Raw genomic sequence first — 23422 nt, forward strand, 5'->3', positions numbered from 1 at the left:
TATCGAATCAAGCGCGAGCGTGCTCGCAATCAAGTACCCATGGAGGCCACGTGACAAGCACCGCGTCAGACTGCGGCATCGACAACGTTGAAGCGCTCACTATTGCGCCCGCCCGCGCGACAGCGGCAGCATCCACGTTGAAGGCGCTCGCAGAGCCTCTGCGCCTCAGGATGCTTGCCGTCATTTCTCAGGCGCCGCGCGGGGAAGCATGCGTGTGCGATCTGTCCGCACTCACCGATGTCTCCGACCCCACGATTTCGTACCACCTCAAGGCGCTCCGTACGGCAGGTCTGGTCCGCTCAGAGCGTCGCGGAACGTGGGTGTATTACTCCGTCGAGCCGTCCATGGCCAGTGCCGTGGAGGCTCTGATGCACACGTTTGCGACGACGCCCCCAGCGGAGGAGCCGCCTCGCACGGAGGGAGTAGACCGGGTCCAGCGCGCTCTCGAGTCCGTGTCGGCGGAACTCCACGACCTCTTCCCGGACCTCGAACAGGCGCAGGTGGAACGTACCGTCCAGGAGTCATACACCGCTCTGTCCAGTCGCGCACGGGTGCGCCAGTACCTCGTGCCGTTGACTCGACAGTTCGCTCGCCAGCGGCTTGCTGATGTGGCCAAGCACACGTCGCCCGAGCGCGACTATCCCCCGCAGGTCCTCTTCGTCTGCGTGCAGAACGCGGGGCGATCACAGTTGGCTGCAGCACTCCTTCACCACTATGCAGGAGATCGAGTTGTGGTCCGATCCGCGGGCTCAATGCCCGCAAGCGGAGTCCATGACGCCGTGCAGGCTCACATCGAGGACATCAGCCCTGATTCCCAGCCCTATCCCAAGCCCTTGACGGACGATGCTGTGAGGGCTTCGGACGTCGTCATCACCATGGGCTGCGGTGACGTCTGCCCCATCTACCCCGGCAAGCGGTACGACGACTGGAAGGTCGGCGACCCCGCTTTGGCATCCGAGGCGGGCGTTCAGGCAATCCGCGACGACATCGACCGCCGAGTGCGCGATCTTTTGGCGGAGCTCGTTCCCGACCTCAGCCTTGACTAGCAGGCGCTGCGGGAGATGACGCACTCCCCAGCCGAGCGCCAAGTCAGACGATCACGATCGTCGCGACGATGGTCAGCGCAATACCGTGTACCGAACGGCCCGTCGCAACGTCAGGGCGAGTTGAGGTCGCACACGGCACAATAGCCCTGATAGGCCGAGTGCTGGTGTCCCGCCGGGCAGTATCGCCGCACTTCGCCAAGGCCGACGAGCGAAACACGTAGGAGACAGACATGTCCGACCCCCACAAGACAGGTGTGCGCGGGTTTGTGTCGCGCAATTCGGACGCACTGTGGCTCGAGGTCATTGGGGGAGTCATCCTCGCCCTCGCTGTCTCTGGCGTTATGTACTGGGTAGATCAGTCCCGCACGGATGCACGCAATGCGCACGACGAATCGCTGTCCAACTCCCTCTTCGTGAGGCAAGCCGCCATGAGTGACACTGACGTCTTGCCCCTGAGCTCGCTCTACCTCGAGGGAGCTCAGCTCAGTGGGCTACCGCTAGCGGGTGCCGACTTCTCTGATGCCGACTTGACACGCGCAGAACTAAAACATGCCGACCTCACCGAAGCGGACATGCGGGAGGTGGACGCGACCGGTGCAGACATGTCCGGCGCGTTGCTGGTGCGGGCAGACCTCAGCGAAGCCATCTTGCGCAATGTCGATCTGTCAGGAGCTGACCTCACGGGAGCCGTTATTGCCGAGACGGAGTGGTCAGGGGCGTACTTTGTCAGTGGAGAAGCACCCGATGGCATCGACGGCACGGAGCTTGGCCTCGTCGAGGTCGATCCCGCCGTCGAAGATATCGACGACGACTAAGAACTCACACTGTGACGCGGGTGATCGAAACTCGCCACAAGGGAGCCTCGTGCTCGCGGTACTCGAACATGCAAAATCCCGGGACCTCGTCGTGAACGAGATCGAGCAGGTGATGAGGGTCGGCGTCCGCCGTCACGGTGATTGACTCGCCGGGAACCAGCACGGCAACTTGAGCGAGGACGCGCACGTGAGCGGCGCGTTCCGGAAGACCGCGAACGTCAAGATCGCGAGGCGTAGATGCGTGCGCCCCGCGTGGACCGCCCGGCATGTGTCCGAGCGCTACGAGGTCGATCTCGTCAACGCCCACGACTGTGCCCCAGACGCCTGTCGCTTCGGCGTCCCCACGAGTGTCGTATGCGATGCGCATCGTCTCTCCGTCCGGTCGCCAAGAAAGTAAACGGCGGGCGGCACCATGTCCCCGAGGTGCCACACCGCCACTGCCTAAGGTATGCCTAAGCCTTGGCGGCAGGACGGGACGATGGTCCCGCTCAGCACGATTTGTGGCACCGATCGCTGCCGGTGGCCGCCGCCACTTGCGCCCGATGCATGCAAACGCTTACATTGGTCACGTTGACTTCCGCGCGTATCGGCCATGCCCGATGCTCGGTCTCGCTCAAAGGAGAGGACCCCGACCTCATGACACACGCCGACGCCCAGTGGTGGCGCACAGCCGTCATTTACCAGATCTATCCACGCTCTTTTGCGGACGCGTCCGGCGACGGGATCGGGGACCTGCGGGGTATCACCGCCAAACTTGACGACCTGGCAGCTCTGGGCGTCGACGCGATCTGGCTCTCGCCGTTCTACGTCTCACCCCAGAAGGATGCGGGCTACGACGTCGCCGACTTCACGGATGTCGATCCCCTGTTCGGAACACTCGCGGACTTTGACGAGATGACCGCCCGCGCTCACGCGTTGGGCCTTCGCGTCATCGTCGACATCGTGCCCAATCACAGCTCAGACCAACACGTCTGGTTCCAGCAAGCACTCGAAGCAGCCCCGGGTTCCCCTGAGCGTGCGCGCTACGTCTTCCGCGACGGCAAGGGCGTCGACGGCAACGAGCCTCCCAACAATTGGAACTCAGTGTTTGGCGGCCCGGCATGGACCCGCACGACCAACCCCGATGGCTCGGCCGGACCGTGGTACCTCCACTTGTTCGACACCTCGCAGCCCGACTTCAACTGGGAAAACGACGAAGTCCTCGAGGAGTTCGACCGGGTCCTACGCTTCTGGCTGGACCGCGGCGCCGATGGCTTCCGCGTCGACGTGGCTCACGGCCTCGTCAAGCAGCCCGGCCTGCCCGACTTCTCTCCCGATGACGACGCCAACTCCATGGGCGGTGTCGAGGGACCGATGGCGCCGTATTGGGCACAAGAGGGCGTTCACGCGATCTGGCGCCGCTGGCGCGCCGTCGTCGATGAGTACGACGGCGACCGCATTCTCGCCGCGGAGGCTTGGGTGGTGCCGCTGTCGCGCATGGCCAAGTGGGTCCGCCCCGATGAAATGCACCAGGCCTTCAACTTCGCCTACCTCGAGACCCACTGGCAGGCCGCGGATCTACGTGCCGTCATTGACGAGTCCATCGCTGCTTTCGGTGCTGTCGGCGCACCCTCGACATGGGTGTTGTCCAACCACGACGTTGTGCGCCACGCAAGCCGCCTGGCGCTGACGGCCGAGAACCCACAGGGCCACGGCATCGGCCCGCGCTTTGAGGGCCTCCCAGATCCGGTCGTGGGCCTCCGCCGCGCGCGTGCCGCCAGCGCACTCATGCTTGCGCTGCCCGGTAGCGCTTACATCTACCAGGGCGAGGAACTCGGACTACCCGAGTCCATCGACATGCCTGACGAGGCGCGCCAGGACCCCACCTGGTTCCGCACCGAGGGCGAACGCTATGGCCGTGACGGTTGCCGTGTGCCACTTCCGTGGACGGCCGATGCTCCGGCCTACGGCTTCTCCCCCTCCGGCGAGGCGTGGCTCCCCCAGCCCGAGGCTTGGGCCGAGTTGGCGCGCGAGAACCAGCAAGGCGTGGGGTCTTCGACTCTCACGATGTACCAAGAGGCGCTGCGTCTTCGTCGTGAACAGGGGCTAGCGTCAGCCGAACTCACGTGGATCGATGGGTTGCCCAATGGCGTGCTCGGCTTCCACGTTGGAGACGTTGAGGTCTACGCCGTGGTCGGAGAAGGGGCGTCCCTGCCTCTCCCCGTCGGCCAGGTGCTGCTTGCCTCAGCTCCGGTCACCGATACGATTCCTGCTGACACAACGGTCTGGCTACGCAGCTAGTCCGCAACTGACGCGAGGGAGATACCAGCTATGGCGAAGATTCAGAAGGTCGCCGAGTTGGCTGGTGTCTCCACCGCGACCGTGTCACGCGCGCTCGCGGGGAAGTCATCCGTCTCCCCCGCGACGCGCACAAAGGTCGAGGAAGCCGCCAACGAACTGGGCTACGTAGTCTCGGCCGCAGCATCGTCCCTTGCTTCGGGAAAGACGCGCAACGTCGGCGTGATTCTGCCCCTCCTGGACTCCTGGTTCTTCATGGCTGTCCTCAAGGGAGCGCAGCGCTTGCTGGAGGACGCTGGCTACGACATCACCCTGTACCACCTGCCACCAGCTGGCGAGTTGGGCGCCGGGGACGCGAGCAAACAGCGTCGGCGGCGACTGTTCGACGAGTTCCTCAGGCGCCAACGCGTCGATGCCTTTATTGCCGTCAACCTCGAGTTGGACGATGAAGAGCGCGCGCTTCTTTCCCAGCTGCGCAGGCCGCTCGTAGGCCTTGGCGGTGTGCTGCCAGGTCTCCACACGGTCACCTTGGACGACAAAGCCGTCGCGCACCTGGCAACCGACCACCTGCTGAGCCTCGGACACACCGAGATCGCCCACATCACCGGTGACCCGGACTTCGAACGCGACTTCCAAGTGCCCACCACGCGGCGTCGCGCGTATGAAGCGTCCATCACGAACGCCGGCATCACGCGCAATCCGCTTCTTGTCCGGACGGCCGACTTCACGATCGAAGGCGGCTACAACGCAACCAAGCAGCTCTTGGGCGATCCTCGGATCCACCCCACCGCTATCTTCGCCGCGTCAGACGAGATGGCGATCGGTGCCATCCTCGCCGCGCGTGATTTAGGCAAGGACGTTCCGCGCGACATCTCGGTGATCGGGATTGACGGACACGACCTCGCGGACTTCTTCGGCCTGACCACGATCGACCAGTTCCCGGAGTTGCAGGGTCGCCAGGTCGCCCAACTCATCCTGGACGAACTCGCGGGTCAAGGCGTGGAGCCCATCGCCGAGGAACTGCCGCACGAGCTCGTGGTGCGGCGCTCCACGGCTGCGCCGCTAGACGCTCCGACTCGCTAGGCGTCTCGCTGGGAACGCGGCGGCACGGATGGCGGCCGTCCGTCGTCATCGACGTCTGTGACGTCTGAGTCCGTCACGGTCGCGGGGCTGACTCCGGGGACTGCGGACATCTCGCGAGTTTGGTCCACGTCGTCCTCCGGCTGGGCCTCGCCGTCCGTGCTGGCCGTGCCGTCCCCTTCGTCCGGGCCCGCAGTGCTGTCGCCGCGGTCAGGACGCAATTGCGGAATCCACCGAACCGCCAGGATGAAAGCGACCGCAAGGCCCAGAGCGATCAGACCAAGCGTCAACAGGATGTTGGTAATCGGAGCCAAAGCCGTGCCAACCACGACGTCCTCCATGAGCGTACCCACGCCGCCCTCGGCCCCGCCGGGCACAAAGTTCGCGACGGTGCGGGGTCCAAAGAAGTTCAGCGTGAAGGCAATGGCCAACCCCAGGACGCCTGCGCCGATCAGTGCGCGCGGCAGGTATCGCTTCCAGCGGGGCGCAATCGCGATTCCCGCAACGAGGAGCACGAGCCCGATCCAGAAGAACCAGGTCGCAGCCCACAGCAGCGCGCTGAACCCGGTGCGGATGTCATCGAAGGTGTCCGCGGGAATGATCTCGACCTCGACGGGAGCGATCTCGAGTTCGGGGATCAGGCCACCGACGACGGGAATCTCGTCAATACGAGCATTGATCCGCTCCCCCGGCTCCAAGTAGATTCCGAACGGCGCCGTAGCCCTGTCGGGGTCGGACAGTTCGGCAAGGAAGTAGTTTTGGGCCCGGTCCGCACTCGTCAACAGCACGCTCTGGAACTGCTCTGACTGTACGAGGTCGTAGGCGACGTCCCGAATCTCGTCTTCGAGGAGATTGAGCACGATTCCGCCCACGTCGCCGTCAACCTGTTCGTTGAGGACGCGGATCACGCCGTCGGCAATCACGTCAGCGGTGCGATCGGACTGCACCACGGTCACGACGAGCGCCTCGCCTGCCGTGCCGTCCTCGATGCTCTCTGCCGACTTCTGCGCGAGCCCCCACGCGACGATCAGCATGGACCCTAGAAGCACCAAGAATGCCGATGCGATGTACCGGACCGTCTTCACGCGTTTTCTCCCTCGTTCAACACCACGTGCCCCAAGGCTAGCGCCGACCACCAAAAATGCGACCCACCGCTGTCACCACCACCGCGCCTGCCACGCATAGGCCCCCTATCAGGAACGCGCGCGTCGAGATCGCAGGCGAGCTCTCTTCGGTGATCCACTGCAGCCACAGGCTTCCCACAATGCCCTCGGCGTCACCTGGAAGGAACGCGGCAACGGCGGAAGGGTCGATGAAGCGCACCACAGCCCCAAAGCCCAGCGCCAGCACACCGATCGCGAGCAGAGCTTTCGCAACAAACCAACGCCGCCGGTGAGACACGAGGATTCCGAACGCCAGCATCGCGAGTCCTGCCCACAGGCCCCACGACGCCAGCCGCTCCATCCACGCGTATCCCGTTTGAGCATCGGACATGCGCTCGGCAGTGAGGACCTCGACGGGTACTGGCTCGACACTCACGTCCGGTACCGCGGCACCCACCTGGCCAATGTCGTCGATGCGCGCGTTGATCAGACTTGAGATATCTACCTGGAGAACGAGCGGTCCTGCTGCAGTGTCAGGGTGGGTGAGTTGATACAGAAAGTCGTCCTGGGCTGCGGCGACTTGAGCGACAACGGCGTCCTCGAAGGCATCGGAGCGTACAGCGGTGTCGACCGCGCCGCGCACCTCGTCGTCGACACCCAGTGACTCGGTGTCGATTCCTTGCTCGGCCAGTCCGTCGATCGCTTGGTCTTGAATCTGCCCCGAGAGACCACTCACAACGCCGGGGATATCGAAAGCCGTTTCAGTGATGCCGGTCAAGGCTGTGCCATCTTCGACGGTGCGCACGGCGACGGAACTCACGGCCCACGCGACAATCAAGACTGCCCCGACAAGAATGCTGATCGCAGACAGAAGGGTCCGCAGTCCCCTCACTCGCGATCCTCCCAGCCGTAGAAGAGTCGCTCGGTCACGGCTCGCGCGTGCCGAGTCGTCCGCTCGTAGCGGTCACGGAGTTCCAACCCCGTCTCAGGCGTAGCCATGATTTCCGTAAGGATCGCCAACTCATGAGGATCTCCAGGAAGCACATCGCCTTCCTTGGCCTTACCGCGCAAGGCCAAGGCTCCGCGCAAGTCCGTGGTGAGGGTCCACGCGTCCTTCAGCGTCTGAGCATCGTCCGCATCCATCAGGCCAGCCTCGACGGCCGCTCCGAGCGCGGGCAGCGTTCGCGTGGTGCGGAGTCCGTCAACGGCGTGGCCGTGTTGGAGTTGAAGCAACTGCACAGTCCATTCGACGTCAGACAGTCCACCCGGCCCCAGTTTCAGGTGGCGCTTGGGGTCAAGCCCCCGGGGCAGCCGCTCCGACTCCATCCGTGCCTTGAGCTTGCGCATCTGTCGCAATGCGGAGTCCGACAGTGCCTCGGGAAATCTCACCTCGTCGATCATTGAGGTGAATGCCTTCCTCAGGTCCTCATCTCCCGCACACGGGCGCGCGCGCAGCAGCGCCTGGGCCTCCCACGGGTCCGACCACCGCCCGTAGTACTCCGTACAACTCTTAAGGGACCGCGCGAAAGGCCCGTTTCGGCCCTCGGGACGGAGGTCGGCATCGACAGCAAGCCCGGGCTGGCTCGACACCTTCTGGAGCATTGACCGCACGGACTGCGCGACCTTGACGGCCTGGGCTTGCGACCCTTCGGCATCGCCATCCCAGACAAACTGGACATCGGCATCTGAGTTGTAGCTCATCTCGGCGCCGCCAAAGCGGCCCATCGCCACAACGATCATGCGGAACGGCAACTCGTCCACGCCCGCCTTGAGAGCTGCCTCCCACCGCGCAATGCGCAGAGCGCCCCCCATCACGACATCCGCACAGTCGGTGACGGATTCCGCGGCCTCCGTGGAGTTAATCAACCCCAGGGTGTCGGCCGCGGCGACACGGGCGAGTTCACGGCGGCGCAGACCCCGCAACGCGGTGATCGCGTGCTCGGGGTCTTGGGTGCGCTTCATGATGGCGTCGGCCTCTTGCTGCAAGCGTGCCAAGGACCTCGGTGCGAGGTCGGCATCGTTGTCGAGCCAGGTGATGTGCTCAGCGGACGCAAGGAGCGCGTCGGTCACGTACGGCGAGGTGGACAACAGCCGCGCGAGGCGCTCTGCGGCAGAACCCGAGTCGCGCAGCAACTTCAAGTACCACTGCACATCCGACAAGTGCTCGGACAATGTGCGGAACGCTAGGAGTCCAGCATCGGGATCGGCGCCCTCTGCAAACCACCCAATCATTGCGGGCAGGAGCTGTCGCTGGATGCGGGCACGCCGCGACACGCCGCCGGTCAGCGCCTTGATGTGACGCTGGGCTGCGGAGGCATCGTGGAAGCCAACAGCGGCGAGACGGTCGCGGGCGGCTTGGTCGTCCAGGCTCGCCTCGTCCGCAGACAGTGACGCCACGAGCGGCAGGATGGGCCGGTAGAACATTTCGAGGTGCATGGCGCGCACGTCGCGACGAGTGTCGTGCCACACCTCGTCCATGTAGTCCACGGTCGCGAAACCCGATGCGCGGGCCAGCATGCGCTTGCCCTCGTCGTCATCTGGCATCACGTGGGTGCGTTGCAGCTTTCGGAGTTGGAGTCGGTGCTCCCACACGCGCAACTGGCGGTACGAGCGGTCCATTTTCGCGGCGTCGGGGCGCCCCACATAGCCGCCGTCGCGCAGCGCGCGCAACGCCTCGAGCGTGGTGCGTGAGCGCAGAGACTCATCGTGGCGACCGTGGACCAGTTGCAAGAGTTGGATGGTGAACTCAACGTCGCGCAGTCCCCCGGCGCCCAGCTTGATTTGCCGGTCCGCGACTTCCTTGGGGACGTGTTGCTCGACGCGCTTGCGCATGGCCTGGGCGCCCGAGACGAATCCTTCGCGCTCGACCGCGGTCCACACGAGCGGCCATACCGAGTCCAAGTATTGCTGCCCCACCTCGCGGTCACCCGCAATGGTGCGCGCCTTCAGCAGCGCCTGGAACTCCCACGACTCAGCCCAGCGATCGTAATAGGCCCGATGCGCGGACACGTTGCGTACGAGCGCTCCGTCCTTACCTTCGGGCCGGAGGTTGGCGTCAACCTGCCACAACGCCATCTCTGCGCCGGCGCGGTCACAGGTACGGGCCGCCGCGGCCGCCAGGCGGGTGGCGACGGGGATGGACTCGGCGTCGGTGAAACCCTCTCCTGGCTCGGCCACGAAGATCACGTCGACGTCGGAAACGTAGTTGAGCTCCCGTGCGCCGCACTTTCCCATCCCCATGATGGCCAAGCGGGTGCGCACATGCTTGGGCTCGTCCGCTCTCGCCAGCGCCAGCCCGGCCTCGAGCGCAGCCCCTGCAAGATCAGCGAGTGCAACGCCTACGGCGGGAAAAATCTCTTGAGGCTTCGCGTGCCAGAGATCTTGTGCGGCGATGCGCATCAGCAGGCGGCGATACGCGACCCGCATGGCGGAAATGCCGTCGTGACCGGTGACGGTAGCGACGGGCGCCTCGTCGTCAGGCTTCGCGCCCACAGCCTCGAGGAGCGCGGCGCGCACGTCTACATCCGTGAAGGACTCGCCATCAGGCCACGCAGCAAAGTCGGAGATGTACTCCGGATGGCGCACCAAGAAGTCGCCAAGCGCGAGCGATCCACCCAGGAGCAAGCCCAACTGCGCGCCAGCGGTGGTGTTGCGAAGCTCCAGCAAGCTGTCGAGGCAGCCGGCCTCTTGCGCAGACTCGGCGACCCGGAGAAGTTGAAGGAGCCCACCATCGGGGTCCGCTAGGTATGACAGGTGGCGCGCAGGGTCCTCGAAGCGTTCCCCCACCAGTGTTTCGAGCTGCTCGATCAGACCTTCCGCGCGTGCGGGATCGGACACTCCTGCACGTCGCAGTTTGGTCGCGAGCGAGACTTCCCGCGTACTCATCGCTTGCCCGGTGCGGTTAGAGAACCGGCAGGTACTGCTCGAGTTCGTAGGGCGTCACCTGCGCGCGGTACTGCTCCCACTCCGCGCGCTTGTTGCGCAGGACAAAGTCGAAGACGCGCTCGCCGAGCGTCTCGGCAACGAGTTCCGAGCGTTCCATCACCTGAATGGCTTCCGACAGCGACGAAGGCAGCGGCTCGTAGCCCATCGCCCGGCGCTCGGCTGCGCTGAGCTCCCAGACGTCGTCCTCGGCACCGTCGGGCAACGTCAGTTCTTCCTCGATGCCCTTCATACCGGCCGCAAGTAGCACGGAGAAGGCGAGGTACGGGTTCGCGGCCGAGTCAACAGCGCGGTACTCGACTCGTGTGGACTGACCCTTCGAGGGCTTGTGGATCGGCACTCGCACCAATGCGGAACGGTTGTTCGATCCCCAGCACACGTAGGACGGAGCCTCGGCACCGCCCCACAGACGCTTGTACGAGTTCACGTACTGGTTGGTGATCGCCGTGATCTCTGGCGCGTACTTCAGAAGGCCTGCGATGAACTGGCGGGCCACGGTCGACAGCTGGTGGTCGGCGCCGGGCTCGTAGAACGCGTTCTGGTCGCCCTCGAACAGGCTCAGGTGCGTGTGCATTCCCGAACCGGGGCCATCAGCCAGTGGCTTGGGCATGAAGGAGGCGAAGACACCCTGCTCGAGCGCCACTTCCTTGATGACGGTTCGGAATGTCATGATGTTGTCCGCCATGGACAGCGCATCCGCGTAGCGCAGGTCAATCTCGTTTTGACCTGGTCCGGCCTCGTGGTGAGAGAACTCCACGGAGATACCCATGGACTCGAGCATCGTGATCGCCTCGCGGCGGAAGTTGTGCGCGGTTCCTCGCGGCACGTTGTCGAAGTATCCGGCCTTGTCTACAGGCTGGGGCGGTACGCCCGCCTCGGGCTTCTCAAGGAGGTAGAACTCGATCTCGGGGTGCGTGTAGAACGTGAATCCCTGGGCCGAGGCCTTGTCCAGCGTGCGCTTGAGCACCTGGCGTGGATCGGTCAGCGCCGCTTCACCGTCGGGGGTCGAGATGTCGCAGAACATGCGTGCCGCGCCTTGACGTGCGCCGCGCCACGGCAGGATCTGGAACGTGGAGGGGTCCGGCTTGGCGATCATGTCTGCCTCGTACACGCGGGTCAGTCCCTCGACTGCAGACCCGTCGAAGCCGATGCCCTCCGAAAACGCGTTCTCCAGTTCCGCGGGAGCGATCGCAACCGACTTGAGCACACCCAACACATCGGTGAACCACATGCGGATGAATCGAATGTCCCGCTCCTCGACACTGCGGAGCACGTATTCCTGCTGCTTATCCATGTGCCCATCCTGCCCTACCCGCGTGACGTTTGTGTAACGTCCCCCGCCACCTGTTCCCAAGCATCGGCCCCCGACGTGGATGCCACTGCGATTGGTGACCATCCCGCTAGGCTGACTTCCATGTCGACCCTGCGCATCGCACTCGCCCAAGTTAACGCCTGTGTCGGCGATATCGCTGGTAATGCCGCGATTATCAAGGACCGCTGTCACGCCGCCCACGATGCGGGCGCACGCGTCGTGGTGTTCCCCGAAATGGTGCTGACCGGTTACCCGATTGAAGACTTAGCCCTGCGCGAAAGCTTCCAGCGCGCGTGTGAACGTGGCCTGACCATGCTCGCCGCAGAGCTCGCAGATGAGGCACTTGGAGACCTCACCGTCATCGTGGGCTCACTGGGCGTGTCCGGTGCCGAGCGTCCGCTGAATGAAGCCGCGGTACTTCACGGCGGCGTTGTGACCCACCGCTACGCGAAGCACCATCTTCCCAACTACGGAGTGTTTGACGAGCGGCGCATCTTTGGAACCGGTGACGACTCGTGCGTGATCGAAGTCGACGGCCGGCGCATCGGGACCGTGATCTGCGAGGACATCTGGGCCGATGGCGGCCCCGTAGCGGAGCTCGCGGCGGCGGACATTGACCTGCTCGCCGTCCTCAATGGCTCGCCGTTCGAAGAGGGCAAGGGCCAGGTACGGACCGACCTCGTCCGCCGACGGGCTGCCGAAGTCAACGCACCCGTTGCCTATGTGAACCTATGGGGCGGACAGGACGACCTGGTCTTTGATGGCCACTCTTTCATCGTCGGCGCCGACGGCGCTTGGATGGCCAACGCACCGGGGTTCGAAGATGCGCTTGTGGTGTGGGATCTGGCCGATGCTGGGGCGCCGGCCGTACCCGGCACCGCCGTGGACTTCGCCTCCGATGACGAGCAGGTCTATCGCGCATGCGTCACGGGGATGCGCGACTACGTCGTCAAGAACGGTTTCACCTCCGTCATTCTGGGCATGTCCGGCGGCATCGACTCTGCGCTCACCGCAGCGATTGCTGCGGACGCGATCGGCGGCACCAACGTCGTGGGCGTATCGATGCCTTCCGACTTCTCCTCCGACCACTCCAAGGACGATGCTGCGGATCTCGCAAAGCGCCTGGGTGCGGACTACCGCGTGGAACCGATCGGGCCAATCGTCGATGCGTATCAACGTCAACTCGCGCTGACCGGTGTCGCCGAGGAGAACCTCCAAGCCCGTGTGCGCGGAGTGATCTTGATGGGTCTGTCGAACCGCGAAGGTCACCTCGTCATCGCGCCGGGCAACAAGTCCGAACTCGCCACCGGCTACGCCACGATCTATGACGCGGGGTCGATCGGCGGCTTCGCGCCGCTCAAGGACATCGACAAGACACGGGTGTGGGATCTGGCCCGGTGGCGCAACGCGTATGCGCGTGAGCGGGGCGAGACTGAGCCCATCCCAGAGAACTCGATCACCAAGCCTCCCAGCGCTGAACTGCGGCCGGGTCAGACTGACCAGGATTCGCTCCCGGAGTACGAGCTTCTCGATGAGGTCCTCGACGCCTACGTGGAGCACGCGGAGGGTCGCGAGGAGCTGTTGGCCCGCGGTTTCGACGTCGAGGTTGTCGACAAAGTCCTGTCCCTCGTGGACCGAGCTGAGTGGAAGCGTCGTCAGTACCCCTTGGGACCCAAGGTGACCGCGTTGGCGTTTGGCCGCGACCGCCGCCTACCCATCACCAACCGGTGGCGCGAGCTCTCGTAACCCGAGCATCGGCCCTCCACAGCACCGCAACGAGACGGCCAGCGCTCACCGGAAGGCTGGAGCCTGCCGAGTATGTACGGCCAGGAGAATTGCCTAGAGTGGAGCCATGAAGAAGGTTCGGATCCACCACTTCGCCGAGATGAAGGCCCGCGGCGAGAAGATCACCATGCTCACCGCCTACGACTACCCCACCGCGAAGGCCTTTGACGCCGCTGGCGTGGACATTCTGCTGGTCGGAGACTCGCTCGGTGACAACATCCTTGGCTATGACTCAACCGTGCCGCTGACGCTCGACGAGATGATCCCCTTCGCGCGAGCCGTCTCCCGTGCCGCTGGGCACTCGTTTGTGGTGGCGGACCTTCCCTTCGGCAGTTACGAGGTCTCGCCCCAGCAGGCCGTCGAGTCCTCGATCCGCATGATGAAGCTCTCCGGCGCCAACGCGATCAAGTTCGAGGGCGGACGGCGCATCGCGGACCAGGTGAAGGCAGTGACCGACGCGGGGATCCCGTTCTGCGGGCACCTCGGGTTCACGCCCCAATCGGAGAACGCCCTGGGCGGACGCCGCATTCAGGGGCGCGGTGATGGCGCATACGACGAAATGCTGGCTGATGCCGTGGCGCTTCAGGAAGCGGGAGCCTTCGCTGTGGTGCTCGAGATGGTCATCGCGCCGGTGGCCGAGAAGATCTCTGCAGCTCTCGATATCCCGACCATCGGAATCGGGGCGGGACCCAACACCGATGGCCAGGTGCTCGTGTGGCTGGACGCCATGGGAGTCGGCGACTGGCACCCGAGCTTTTCGAAGCAGTTCGCTGCCGTGGGCGAGGCCATGACAGGCGGCGCAGCGGCGTACGTCGCCGAGGTCAAGGGCGGCGCCTTCCCCATCACCGACCACACGTTCGACGAGTAGCCGGCGGCGCTGCTGAGCGCCCGGAACTCCTCACGCTTCTACCAAAGGACAGCCATGCCCACGCTCGCCATCATTGGAGCCGGACCAGGTCTGGGCGCAGCCGTTGCTCGCCGTTTCGGTCGCGAAGGCTTTTCCATTGCGCTCATCTCACGCGATCAGGCCAAACTCGACGCGCTCGCAACCGAACTGTCCAAAGACGGGGTCACTGCGCGCGGATTCGCGGCCAACGTCCTCGACGCCGCTGCGCTAGAGGCAGCGTTGGACAGCGCTGCTCGTGAACTCGGCCCCATCACATCGCTGCAGTACAGCCCGCTCCCAGCGCGGACCTATTTGAAGCCGGTCTTAGACCTGACCCCTGAGCTCGCGAGCGAGGCGCTCCAGTTCTCCGCGTTGGGGCTTATTTCTGCGGTCCGTGCGGTGCTTCCCGCCATGCGCGAGGCCAACGAGGGAAGCATCATCCTCATCAACGGTGGCACCTCCGTGAAGGCCCGCGCAGGATTCTCCGCGACCTCCGTGGCCTTTCCCGCCGAGAGTGCATACGGCGAGATGCTCCACGAGGCACTTGCCGACGAGGCTGTGCGCGTACGCCAGCTCGTCATTCCCGGCGCAATCCCCAAACTGCAGCTGCCTGGCGGCATCAACGATGTCGCTGACACGATCTGGAACCTCCACAGCACCGATGGCGACTTCCGGACCATGCTCATCCCGCTTGAAGACGGGCGCGAATAGCCTCGGACTGGGCTCAGGACCCCTTGCGCCAGTCCTCGTCGGCCTCCTCCCACGCTTCAGTGCGTTTCTTCGCGGTCTCCAAAGCCCGGGCCGCTTCTGCGCGCGTGGCGTATGGCCCCATGCGGTTTTCCCACGAGCTCTGCGGGCCTTCCTCGACCTCGCCCGTGCTCGTATTGAAGTAGAACTGCGACTTTCCGTCGTCCTGGTTGGACATGTGCATCGCCTCCCCCAATAGACTGCCAGGCATGAGCCCTGTGCGCGACAAGATCACCAAGGGCACCGTGTCTGCGCGGCGCGATGTGCCCTCCTCCATTGCTCGTCCTGAATACGTAGGGCGCAAGGTCGCCGCGACCTGGCAAGGCGGTGACGTTCACGATGCCGAGACGATTGAGAAGATCCGGATCAGCGCCAAGATCGCTGCGGGCGCACTGGCCGAGGTCGGCCGCCATGTGGCACCAGGTGTCACCACCGATGAACTTGACCGGGTTGGCCACGAATACGTCCTGGACCACGGCGCGTATCCGTCGACGCTCGGATACCCAGGCGCCGCAGGACGACCCCCATTCCCCAAGGCCTTGTGTACGTCCGTCAACGAGATCATCTGTCACGGAATCCCGGACTCGACGGTCGTCGAGGAAGGCGACATCGTGAAAGTGGACATCACCGCCTTCAAGAACGGCGTCCACGGCGACAACTGTGGGTCTTTCATCGCAGGCGAAGGCTCCGACGAGGCCCGCCAACTTGTTGAGGTCACGCACGAAGCGATGACCCGCGGCATTAAGGCAGCCAAGCCTGGGCGCGAGGTCAACGTCATCGGACGTGTGATCGAAAAGTACGCCGCACGCTTTGGCTACGAGTCGGTGCGCAACTACACCGGCCACGGCGTTGGCCCGGCCTTCCACACCGGCCTCGTCGTCCCCCACTACGACGCCGCACCTATGCACGACGACATCATCGAGCCCGGGATGGTCTTTACCATCGAGCCGATGCTGTGTATGGGTTCAGAGGCCAGCCACGAGTGGGATGACGGCTGGACCGTCGCCACCGATGACGGCTCCTGGGTGGCACAGTTTGAACACACCATGGTCATTACCGACGAGGGCGCGGAGGTCCTGACACTGCCATGAGTAAGAACATTGCAATCGGCGTAGACATTGGCGGCACTGGGATCAAGGCTGCTCCCGTCAAGCTCAAGACCGGCAAGTTTGTCGAGGAGCGCTACCGGATTCCGACGCCTGACCCTTCCACTCCTGACTCGATCGCCCGCACCGTGGCGAAGTGCATCACGCGCTTTGAACCATCGCGGAAGACGCCCGTGGGCGTGGCTTTCCCCGGCGTTATTCAACAGGGAGTGGTCAAGACGGCCGCGAACCTCGACGACGCGTGGATTGGCGTCAACCTGCGCGAGCTCATCCGCGACTACGCCGGCCACGACGTGTACGTGATGAACGACGCAGACGCCGCCGGATTCGGAGAACACCGCCACGGCGCCGCGAATGGGCGCGACGGGGTGGTCCTGATGACCACGCTCGGCACCGGAATCGGATCTGCTTTGATCGCGGACGGTGAACTGGTCCCCAATACCGAGTTCGGACACACCATCATCGACGGCGAGATCGCTGAACATTGGGCAGCAGAGTCTGCCCGAGACCGCCTCGACCTCGACTGGGACGGTTGGATCAAAAACCTCCAGCGCTTCTATTCCGAGATGGAGAAGCTGCTGTGGCCTGACCTGATCATCGTGGGTGGTGGCGTGTCTAAGTCGCACCACATGTTCCTGCCGCACCTCACCCTGCGGGCTCCCATCATCCCTGCTGAGCTTCGCAACGGTGCCGGAATTGTGGGCGCCGCGTCGTGGGCCGCTGCGGCCGTCAAGCGCGAGGAAAAGCGCGCGAAGGATGCGGCCAAGGTTGCCGAGAAGAAGGCGAAGAAGGCGGCGTCGAAGGGCTAGTGCTCCGCGCCTTGCTCGCCGGTGAGTTCTTGAGGAATGACCGTGCGTCGTGCCACGTAGCGCGGGAACCACTCGGATCCTGTGCGCGCTCGGTGCGGAGGCGCGAGTGTGATCGCACGCATGCGCGGCACAATGCACGCCAACGCCACGAGGATGAACCAGCCACCTTCAACCAGCATCTTGGACTCGGCGAGGCCCTGAGCGGCCAGCGCGCCGATGAGCAGGAACCATCCCAGCGGCAGCCACGTGTCCTGCTGGCGTCCGTACTCAACAGCACGCCATGCGCGCGCTGCCATGAGGACGACGATGGCAATGATGAGCGCAAGCCCCATCAGGCCGAGCTGGAGCCATGCGTCCAGGTAGACGTTGTGGGCGTGCGTGGCGCGCACAGTGGTCTCTCCGACCACAGCTGAATACGGCTCTGCCCAGATAGGCCACACGCCCACGAAGCCCCAACCTTCGGGACGGAGTTGGGCAATGTCGACAACGCGTTCCCAGATCCCTGTGCGGTTGGTGAGGTCGGGGTCGCGCTCAAGCATCTCGAGCAACGAGTCAATCTGGCTCAGCGCAAAGGCGCCGACGGCCACGAGCATGCCGATAAAACTGACGGAGATGATCCGCTTGCCCGGTGGGTCTGCGGCACGAATAACCACTCCGAAGACAGCGAGCACGATCACGACGGCCGCGACAACCGTGACGGTCGCAGACTGCGTCAGCAGGTGCACGCCAATGGCGGTCATCAGCGTGATCCAGCCATTGCGCGCGCTGATGCGCCGCTCAAGGCGCAAGATCACGGCGAGAATTCCCACGAGCAGCGCGATCATGCCAAACGGATTGCGGTTGCCCACAAAGCCCTGGATGGGACCGCCGTCAATCAGTGCGTTCTCGGACCACACGAACGGCGAGGTTGCGTCGTCGAGGCCCGTGACATCCGAGAAGTCGCCGGCCACCGGCATGAGCTCGTCCTGCACGACCAGGGTGACGAAGACCTCAAAGCCAATTCCGAGCAGCAGGCACCACTGAAGGCCCCGATAGAGAAGGTCGAGGAACCGCTTGCCACCGACGCCTTGCACCGACACGGCCGCCAGCACGGTGGTCATCACTGTGACCCCCACGGCGAGCGCGGTAACGCCCGGCGTCGCGGACCAGATGATCGATAGCGCGCCCAGGCCCACAAAAGCGACAATGATGAGCGGGAATCTAGCCCGCCACAACTGTCCGCGGAACGCGATCCAGTAGCCGGCCACGGTGAGGACGCACAACAGCGCATACCCCGGGATGCCGAGCATGTAACGGAATCCCTGGCCCGACATCATCAGAACCACAGCCAACACCACCAGCGCCTCGCGACCCGCGCGAGAGGACAGCCAGGCATGAAGCCGGCTGCCAATGGTGGCCATGGTCATAGTGATCGCAATCTTCTCTCGACGTCACGGGTACTTGGGGTGGCGTGAAGGAGCGCATGTGGCCCCCCTGGGCCGGTGTTCATGCGATGTTCACCGGCACAACCGATATCGAGTGTAGGCGAGGATGGCAAACGTGCGCCACTGCGCACAGTGCCCGGGCGTGGCGGCGCAGCGCGTGATCCGTCGTGGTGGCCGCGTAGCGCGAGAGCTCAGTCGGTCACGAAGAAAACCGTTTCGATGCCGTCATTCCAGGGGTAACAGCCCTTTTAAGGCAGTTTGTCCATCAAAGTGTGACAGCGGCGCCCAAGTCGTGGCATGATTATCGAGATGCGTGATTGCGCTCCGGACCGCAAGGTCTGTGACGCGCTCGATGGCATCCGGCCCCGGCGTCGCTAGCCCCCCTTGCGACGTCGGGGTCGTCTCATTTCTCGAGCCTTCTCCCCCGCCACACATGGCTCCATCTGCCTGCTTCAGCATGCTCACGTAGGCAAGCACAGCCACCAGGGTGGGACCCAATGACAAGGTGCGGGCCGATCCCAGGGTTACGACGGCATCGGCCCTCCCCAAGTTATGGGGCCGAGCTACTCGACGCCACCGACCTCTTCGCCGGCTTCAAAGTTGCCGTTCTCGACGTCATCCCAGAACTGCGGGAGTTCCTCTTCGGTCAGCAGCACCGTCGAGCCAACGCCATCAACGCTGTAGCCCAGCGAGGTGATCGGCGGCGTTCCAGTCACGGCATTGCCGCCAAGCGCGCCCCGCATGTCGAGCGCCACGCCCATCAGGTCAAAGACCCCGGTGCCCTCGGAGACTCGGAAAGCATCAAGAGTGGCCGACGTGACAGGCAACAACTTCGTGGGGTTGAGAAGGGTGGCCGGGCTCAAGATGCCTTCCGCGACCGCTCCTACGACCTGTCGCTGGCGCTCGGCGCGGCCGATGTCGCCAAGAGGGTCGGAGTAGCGCATCCGTGAGAACGCCAGCGCGGTTTCACCGTCGACGACGTGGCAGCCGGCCTCCCAGACGAGTCCGCTCTTCTCATCGTCGACGTCGTAGTCGAGGCACAATTCCACGCCACCAAGTGCGTCCACGATTTCTTCGACACCGGTGAAGCCGACTTCCATGTACGTGTCGATGGTCATGCCGGTGAGGTCTTCGACAGTCTCGACGAGCAGCTGTGGCCCGCCAAAGGAGAATGCGGCGTTGATCTTGTTGCTTCCGTACCCGGGGATCGCAACATACGAGTCGCGCGGGATGGAGATCAGGGAGACCGGGCCGCTCTCTGGGGCATGCATCACCATGATCGTGTCGGTGCGGGCGCCCTCGGTGCCATCGTCGCCTTCCCACCCTTCGCGCGAGTCCGAGCCCACAATCAACGTCGTGCTACCCGGGGTGTCAGGCTCACCGGACAGCGCATCGACGGTCTGAATCTGGCCCTGAACCCAAAACAGCAGCCCGCCAAAGATGACGGCCAGAATGAGCAAAATGATGAGCGCGGCCGTGCAGCAGCGGTGCTTCTTGCGCTTTCGCACGGGGGGTGCCGCAACCGGCGCCTGCTGCTGATAGGTGGGTTCGGGGTTGGCCGTTTGGCTCCCGGCTGCCTGCGCCTGCTGGCGTGGCGGGTAGGACGGCGGCGGCGTCGTGCGCCGAGGAGGTGTCGACGCCATAGGCGGAGTAGATGCGGCCTGGGGCGGCATGGCGCGGGTCGGGGCCACGGGTTCATCCTGCGGATTGGCCGGAGTCACGGGAATGCGCGTCGATACTCGTTTGGGCTTAGGTGGCACGGATGGCGGCTTGGGGCGATTCGCGCTACGGGGCGCGTCGCGCTCGGAGGACTGGCCGGAATCCTGGTTGCTCACGTCCTGAGAGTATCCCGGTGGCACCGCAATCTCGCGGAGGCGGCACCTAGGTCACGCCACGTGGCGCAGGGGTATGCCAGGCTCATCCCTATGACGGACACCAGCCAGCTCTTCCCCGGCAAGCAGTTCATTTCCACGGTGCTTGACGCGCTTGAGAGCAAAACGGCGATGAGCGGCGCTCTTGCGCGGGTCTACCTCATGCGCGCTGCCATGGCTGGCGTCATCATCGGCATTCTGTACTTGGCTGACTTTGCCGTTCTCGCAGTTTTCACTGAGATCGGCGGTGGGAACTTCTCGGCGCTTGGCACCATTTTCGGCTCGCTGGTCTTTGGGTTCGCTCTGGTGTTCATCTACTTCTCGAAGTCCGAGCTGCTGACGTCGAACATGATGATCGTCTCGATCGGCCGCTACTACAAGCGCATCACGGTGCTGAAGTCGCTGCGGATTCTCTCGCTGTGCTACTTGGGCAACTTCCTTGGAGGGCTGGCCGTGGCCCTCCTGGTTTGGGGCTCTACCCTCGCCGATGGCGCGGTGGGTGACCAACTCGTTGCAGCATCGGACCACAAGCTGTCGTATCTCACGGAGGGCGTTACGGGCTGGACTGACCTGTTCATCCGCGCGATCCTCTGCAACTTCATGATCAACCTCGCGATGCTGCTGGTCTACAACGGCACCATCAAGGAGGACTTTGTGAAGGCCCTGGTCATGATCGTGGCTGTGTTCATCTTCGCGTTCATCGGCTTCGAGCACTCGGTCGCGAACACCGTGGTGTTCACAATCGTCGGCTTCCAGGACGGCATCGACATCGGGCTCGCACTCGGAAACCTTGCGATCGTCCTCGCCGGTAACTTCATCGGTGGCGGGCTCTTGATCGGCATCTACTACGCGTATGCAAACGACGCGCAGAAGCACCTGGATAGGCAAGCGCGCCGCGGGCACCGCTAGGGCCGAGGCTCAGGCAAACCCCCATCTCTCGAGTCGAGCGTCTGCAAGGGCGCCGCTCAGGAACGCAGAATCCTCTCCATGGCTTTGCCCTTGGCCACCTGGTCGACCAACTTGTCGAGAGAACGCGCCTTCTGTATCAGGGGGCCTTCGATCTCCTCTACCCGCACGCCACGGATCACACCTGCGACGAGATCTGCGTGGGGATTCAGCTCTGCCTGGTCAAAGAACTCAGGAAAGGTCGACTCGTCGTTCGCGAATACGTCTATCTGCCTCTTGTCGAAGCCCGTCAGCCGGGTGATTACCTGGTCGACTTCATCCTGAGTGCGGCCCTTGCGCTCGACCTTCTGTACATACATCGGGTACGCCAACGAAAACGTCATGGTAGAGAAGGAGCGGCTAATCTCGCCACCCTATCCCCCCGTGACGCTCGAGCGCCGGGGCTCGGCGTAGGCGCAGCTAGGCGGGCGTGAGGCCACCCTCGGCGTCGGTGTCGATCGGCGTCGTCAGTCCGTGCGGTACTGGTCGGCCTTCGCCATCCACACTGACGAACACCAAACTGTCGATGCTCAGAATCGGGCTGCGCGTGATCATGTTGCGCACTTCGGCACGCAACGTGATCGATGTGCGTCCAAACTTCACAACGGAGATCCCCATCTCAATCATGTCTCCTTGGCGTGCAGTCGACACGAAATCGATCTCAGAGATGTACTTCGTGACAGCACGCCGGTTGCCGAGCTGAAGGATGGCGTGAATCGCCGCTTCTTCGTCAACCCACCTGAGGAGGCTTCCTCCAAACAGCGAGCCGTGGGCGTTAAGGTCCTCAGGACGCACCCAACGGCGTGAGCGGAACGTGATCCGCTCCTGGACGGGCTGGGTTGTGACGGCTTCTGGCTGGCTGTGCATGGTGTCCTCCGGGGTGGCGACGTGGGCGAATAAACAGCACCACGCTGGGCCACTGACTCCACCGTACGCCCGCTCCCGTTTCAGGCCTGTTTCTCCCGGGGCAAGGAAAGGCAAAGCGGATGAGTTGGCCGATACGCCGGGTCTTGTCGGGCACGCTGCGTTACCGCGTGCGTGCCGGGCGACCATCCATCTAGGCCCTGAATTACTCCAGGGCTCAAGCAGCCTACCCAGATGCTTGGGCGGGCAGCCCTCAAACGCATCCTGTCTGGCCTTGCTCCGGGTGGGGTTTACCGTGCCGCTCCTGTCACCAGTCGCGCGGTGAGCTCTTACCTCACCCTTTCACCCTTACCCCCGGCTCGCGCCGGAGGCGGTTTACTTTCTGTGGCACTTTCCCGCGGGTCACCCCGGGTGGCCGTTAACCATCACCCTGCCCTACGGAGCCCGGACGTTCCTCGGGACTCTTGCGAGTCACGCGGCCGCCTAGCCAACTCATCCGCGCCCCAAGGATACCCGTCGCACCTGGTTTCCCAGGCATCGGCCCGATGCCGTGGTCACCGACGATCTACGGCCAGGAGCGTGGGACACGCCAAACCCCGCCGAGTATGTACGGCCAGGGGAAACGGGGCGGCGGTGCCCGCCCGTACGCTAGTGGCGTGCTGATTCTGCTTCCGCCGTCCGAAGGAAAAACTGCGCCCCTCGCTGGAGCGCCCGTCGATCTCGACGCTCTCAGTCATCCAGGCCTCGCAAAAGCGCGCAAGCGTGTGGGTGACGCGCTCGTGAAGGTCTCTGGGCAACGCAATGCGTTCGACGTGCTCGATGTGGGCCCGAGTTTGGCCGCGGAGGTCGAGCGCAATGTGACCCTGTGGGACAACCCCAGCGCGCCCGCCTCTCAGGTGTACACGGGCGTGCTCTACGACGCTGCGGGTATGGGTTCGTGGGACACAGCCACTCAGGAGCGCGCCGCGGAACGCATCCGTATCGTCTCGGCGCTGTGGGGAGCGGTCTCCCCCGCCGATCACATCCCGGCGTATCGGCTGTCGATGTCGACGTCGCTGGGACGCATCGGTCCGCTGGCGAGCTACTGGCGCAAGCACCTGGCCACAGAGTTGTCCCACCTGGCAGACGGACGCCTCATCGTCGACTGCCGTTCAAGCAGCTACGTGGCAGCGTGGCGACCATCGCACACACCGTCACTGTCAGTCCGCGTCGAGCGCGAGTTGAACGGGAAGCGCTCAGTAGTTAGCCACATGGCCAAGCACACGCGGGGGCTTCTCGCAGGCGCACTCACGGAGGTCGAGACGGTGCCGGATACGGCCGACGAGGTCGCGGACATTGCTCGTGGGCTCGAGCACGTCATCGAGGTCTCGGTCGCCGGCAACGAACTCACGATCGTGTTGCAGGGGTAAG

At 64.2% G+C, this 23422-nt stretch carries 21 protein-coding genes and 1 other RNA gene; 11 read left to right on the forward strand and 11 right to left on the reverse strand.

What is annotated here, in order from left to right; genetic code table 11:
* Positions 1-50 precede the first annotated feature (50 nt).
* Both AOP74_RS10335 and AOP74_RS10340 read left to right on the forward strand, forming a co-directional pair.
* Entirely contained in the window at positions 51-1046 is a 996-nt protein-coding gene (locus AOP74_RS10335) for a metalloregulator ArsR/SmtB family transcription factor (protein ID WP_061962289.1), read from the forward strand.
* A gap of 230 nt (positions 1047-1276) precedes the next feature.
* Complete coding sequence (locus tag AOP74_RS10340; protein WP_061962290.1) at positions 1277-1861, forward strand: pentapeptide repeat-containing protein; 585 nt, start codon at positions 1277-1279, stop codon at positions 1859-1861.
* A 4-nt stretch (positions 1862-1865) separates the two neighbouring features.
* On the opposite strand, the gene AOP74_RS10345 is transcribed toward AOP74_RS10340, so the two are convergent.
* Positions 1866-2228 carry a DUF2249 domain-containing protein gene (locus AOP74_RS10345; protein WP_061962291.1) on the reverse strand — a complete coding sequence of 121 codons (363 nt, stop codon included), beginning with the start codon at positions 2226-2228 and terminating at the stop codon, positions 1866-1868.
* Positions 2229-2497: 269 nt separating this feature from the next.
* Here AOP74_RS10345 and AOP74_RS10350 point away from each other — a divergent pair, with 269 nt between their 5' ends.
* The gene (locus tag AOP74_RS10350; protein WP_061962292.1) at positions 2498-4141 is read left to right on the forward strand and encodes a glycoside hydrolase family 13 protein; all 1644 of its coding nucleotides are present in this window, start codon (positions 2498-2500) and stop codon (positions 4139-4141) included.
* Between the two features lie 30 nt (positions 4142-4171).
* Complete coding sequence (locus tag AOP74_RS10355) at positions 4172-5221, forward strand: LacI family DNA-binding transcriptional regulator (protein WP_061962293.1); 1050 nt, start codon at positions 4172-4174, stop codon at positions 5219-5221.
* On the opposite strand, the gene AOP74_RS10360 is transcribed toward AOP74_RS10355, so the two are convergent.
* The 4 genes from AOP74_RS10360 to AOP74_RS10375 are packed head-to-tail and all read right to left on the reverse strand — an operon-like array spanning position 5218 to position 11557.
* A complete protein-coding gene (locus tag AOP74_RS10360) occupies positions 5218-6303 on the reverse strand; it encodes a UbiA prenyltransferase family protein (RefSeq protein ID WP_061962294.1) in 1086 nt (361 codons plus the stop codon). The genes AOP74_RS10355 and AOP74_RS10360 overlap by 4 nt on opposite strands.
* Before the next feature lie 37 nt (positions 6304-6340).
* Complete coding sequence (locus AOP74_RS10365) at positions 6341-7213, reverse strand: hypothetical protein (protein WP_061962295.1); 873 nt, start codon at positions 7211-7213, stop codon at positions 6341-6343.
* Positions 7210-10206 (reverse strand): bifunctional [glutamine synthetase] adenylyltransferase/[glutamine synthetase]-adenylyl-L-tyrosine phosphorylase, encoded by a 2997-nt coding sequence (locus AOP74_RS10370; protein ID WP_061962296.1) that lies wholly within the window; start codon positions 10204-10206, stop codon positions 7210-7212. Before AOP74_RS10370 ends, AOP74_RS10365 begins: the two co-directional genes overlap by 4 nt.
* 16 nt (positions 10207-10222) lie before the next feature.
* On the reverse strand, positions 10223-11557 hold the full coding sequence (locus AOP74_RS10375; RefSeq protein ID WP_061962297.1) for a glutamine synthetase family protein: 1335 nt from the start codon (positions 11555-11557) through the stop codon (positions 10223-10225).
* Positions 11558-11677: 120 nt separating this feature from the next.
* Between AOP74_RS10375 and AOP74_RS10380 the strand changes: the two genes are divergently transcribed.
* The 3 genes from AOP74_RS10380 to AOP74_RS10390 all read left to right on the forward strand — a co-directional run bounded on the left by AOP74_RS10380 (position 11678) and on the right by AOP74_RS10390 (position 14957).
* Complete coding sequence (locus AOP74_RS10380; protein WP_061962298.1) at positions 11678-13321, forward strand: NAD+ synthase; 1644 nt, start codon at positions 11678-11680, stop codon at positions 13319-13321.
* Between the two features lie 106 nt (positions 13322-13427).
* Positions 13428-14228 carry a 3-methyl-2-oxobutanoate hydroxymethyltransferase gene (gene panB / locus AOP74_RS10385; protein WP_061962299.1) on the forward strand — a complete coding sequence of 267 codons (801 nt, stop codon included), beginning with the start codon at positions 13428-13430 and terminating at the stop codon, positions 14226-14228.
* A 54-nt stretch (positions 14229-14282) separates the two neighbouring features.
* The gene (locus AOP74_RS10390; protein ID WP_061962300.1) at positions 14283-14957 is read left to right on the forward strand and encodes an SDR family NAD(P)-dependent oxidoreductase; all 675 of its coding nucleotides are present in this window, start codon (positions 14283-14285) and stop codon (positions 14955-14957) included.
* A 13-nt stretch (positions 14958-14970) separates the two neighbouring features.
* Here the strand turns inward: AOP74_RS10390 and AOP74_RS10395 are convergent, their stop codons facing one another.
* On the reverse strand, positions 14971-15171 hold the full coding sequence (locus AOP74_RS10395; protein ID WP_061962605.1) for a hypothetical protein: 201 nt from the start codon (positions 15169-15171) through the stop codon (positions 14971-14973).
* Between the two features lie 31 nt (positions 15172-15202).
* Here AOP74_RS10395 and map point away from each other — a divergent pair, with 31 nt between their 5' ends.
* Both map and ppgK read left to right on the forward strand, forming a co-directional pair.
* Positions 15203-16084, forward strand: coding sequence for a type I methionyl aminopeptidase (gene map, locus AOP74_RS10400; protein WP_061962301.1), 882 nt, complete (start codon positions 15203-15205; stop codon positions 16082-16084).
* Entirely contained in the window at positions 16081-16908 is an 828-nt protein-coding gene (gene ppgK, locus AOP74_RS10405) for a polyphosphate--glucose phosphotransferase (RefSeq protein ID WP_061962302.1), read from the forward strand. Before map ends, ppgK begins: the two co-directional genes overlap by 4 nt.
* Here ppgK and AOP74_RS10410 read toward each other — a convergent pair.
* Both AOP74_RS10410 and AOP74_RS10415 read right to left on the reverse strand, forming a co-directional pair.
* Positions 16905-18308, reverse strand: a complete 1404-nt coding sequence (locus AOP74_RS10410; RefSeq protein ID WP_160297483.1) for an O-antigen ligase family protein — start codon at positions 18306-18308, stop codon at positions 16905-16907. The genes ppgK and AOP74_RS10410 overlap by 4 nt on opposite strands.
* A gap of 587 nt (positions 18309-18895) precedes the next feature.
* Positions 18896-20167, reverse strand: a complete 1272-nt coding sequence (locus AOP74_RS10415) for an LCP family protein (RefSeq protein WP_236683807.1) — start codon at positions 20165-20167, stop codon at positions 18896-18898.
* A gap of 90 nt (positions 20168-20257) precedes the next feature.
* Here AOP74_RS10415 and AOP74_RS10420 point away from each other — a divergent pair, with 90 nt between their 5' ends.
* Positions 20258-21112 carry a formate/nitrite transporter family protein gene (locus AOP74_RS10420; RefSeq protein WP_061962305.1) on the forward strand — a complete coding sequence of 285 codons (855 nt, stop codon included), beginning with the start codon at positions 20258-20260 and terminating at the stop codon, positions 21110-21112.
* A 56-nt stretch (positions 21113-21168) separates the two neighbouring features.
* Here the strand turns inward: AOP74_RS10420 and AOP74_RS10425 are convergent, their stop codons facing one another.
* From AOP74_RS10425 to rnpB, 3 genes are all read right to left on the reverse strand, one after another.
* Positions 21169-21492: a DUF2200 family protein gene (locus AOP74_RS10425; RefSeq protein ID WP_061962306.1), complete on the reverse strand. Its 324-nt coding sequence runs from the start codon at positions 21490-21492 to the stop codon at positions 21169-21171.
* 76 nt (positions 21493-21568) lie between these two features.
* Positions 21569-22015, reverse strand: a complete 447-nt coding sequence (locus tag AOP74_RS10430; RefSeq protein WP_082096260.1) for an acyl-CoA thioesterase — start codon at positions 22013-22015, stop codon at positions 21569-21571.
* Positions 22016-22131: 116 nt separating this feature from the next.
* Positions 22132-22507: RNase P RNA component class A (rnpB, locus tag AOP74_RS10435), an RNA gene on the reverse strand.
* 161 nt (positions 22508-22668) lie between these two features.
* On the opposite strand from rnpB, the gene AOP74_RS10440 reads away from it, so the two are divergent.
* Complete coding sequence (locus AOP74_RS10440; RefSeq protein WP_061962607.1) at positions 22669-23421, forward strand: YaaA family protein; 753 nt, start codon at positions 22669-22671, stop codon at positions 23419-23421.
* Position 23422: the final 1 nt, after the last annotated feature.

Source organism: Demequina flava, assembly GCF_000975035.1.
Lineage (GTDB): Bacteria > Actinomycetota > Actinomycetes > Actinomycetales > Demequinaceae > Demequina > Demequina flava.

Bases quoted from the DNA above. Each gene is read 5' to 3' on its own strand.
- AOP74_RS10340 (WP_061962290.1), top strand. From the start codon at position 1,277: ATGTCCGACCCCCACAAGACAGGTGTGCGCGGGTTTGTGTCGCGCAAT.
- AOP74_RS10345 (WP_061962291.1), bottom strand. From the start codon at position 2,228: ATGCGCATCGCATACGACACTCGTGGGGACGCCGAAGCGACAGGCGTC.
- AOP74_RS10350 (WP_061962292.1), top strand. From the start codon at position 2,498: ATGACACACGCCGACGCCCAGTGGTGGCGCACAGCCGTCATTTACCAG.
- AOP74_RS10355 (WP_061962293.1), top strand. From the start codon at position 4,172: ATGGCGAAGATTCAGAAGGTCGCCGAGTTGGCTGGTGTCTCCACCGCG.
- AOP74_RS10370 (WP_061962296.1), bottom strand. From the start codon at position 10,206: ATGAGTACGCGGGAAGTCTCGCTCGCGACCAAACTGCGACGTGCAGGA.
- AOP74_RS10375 (WP_061962297.1), bottom strand. From the start codon at position 11,557: ATGGATAAGCAGCAGGAATACGTGCTCCGCAGTGTCGAGGAGCGGGAC.
- AOP74_RS10380 (WP_061962298.1), top strand. From the start codon at position 11,678: ATGTCGACCCTGCGCATCGCACTCGCCCAAGTTAACGCCTGTGTCGGC.
- panB (WP_061962299.1), top strand. From the start codon at position 13,428: ATGAAGAAGGTTCGGATCCACCACTTCGCCGAGATGAAGGCCCGCGGC.
- AOP74_RS10390 (WP_061962300.1), top strand. From the start codon at position 14,283: ATGCCCACGCTCGCCATCATTGGAGCCGGACCAGGTCTGGGCGCAGCC.
- AOP74_RS10395 (WP_061962605.1), bottom strand. From the start codon at position 15,171: ATGTCCAACCAGGACGACGGAAAGTCGCAGTTCTACTTCAATACGAGC.
- map (WP_061962301.1), top strand. From the start codon at position 15,203: ATGAGCCCTGTGCGCGACAAGATCACCAAGGGCACCGTGTCTGCGCGG.
- ppgK (WP_061962302.1), top strand. From the start codon at position 16,081: ATGAGTAAGAACATTGCAATCGGCGTAGACATTGGCGGCACTGGGATC.
- AOP74_RS10410 (WP_160297483.1), bottom strand. From the start codon at position 18,308: ATGGCCACCATTGGCAGCCGGCTTCATGCCTGGCTGTCCTCTCGCGCG.
- AOP74_RS10420 (WP_061962305.1), top strand. From the start codon at position 20,258: ATGACGGACACCAGCCAGCTCTTCCCCGGCAAGCAGTTCATTTCCACG.
- AOP74_RS10425 (WP_061962306.1), bottom strand. From the start codon at position 21,492: ATGACGTTTTCGTTGGCGTACCCGATGTATGTACAGAAGGTCGAGCGC.
- AOP74_RS10430 (WP_082096260.1), bottom strand. From the start codon at position 22,015: ATGCACAGCCAGCCAGAAGCCGTCACAACCCAGCCCGTCCAGGAGCGG.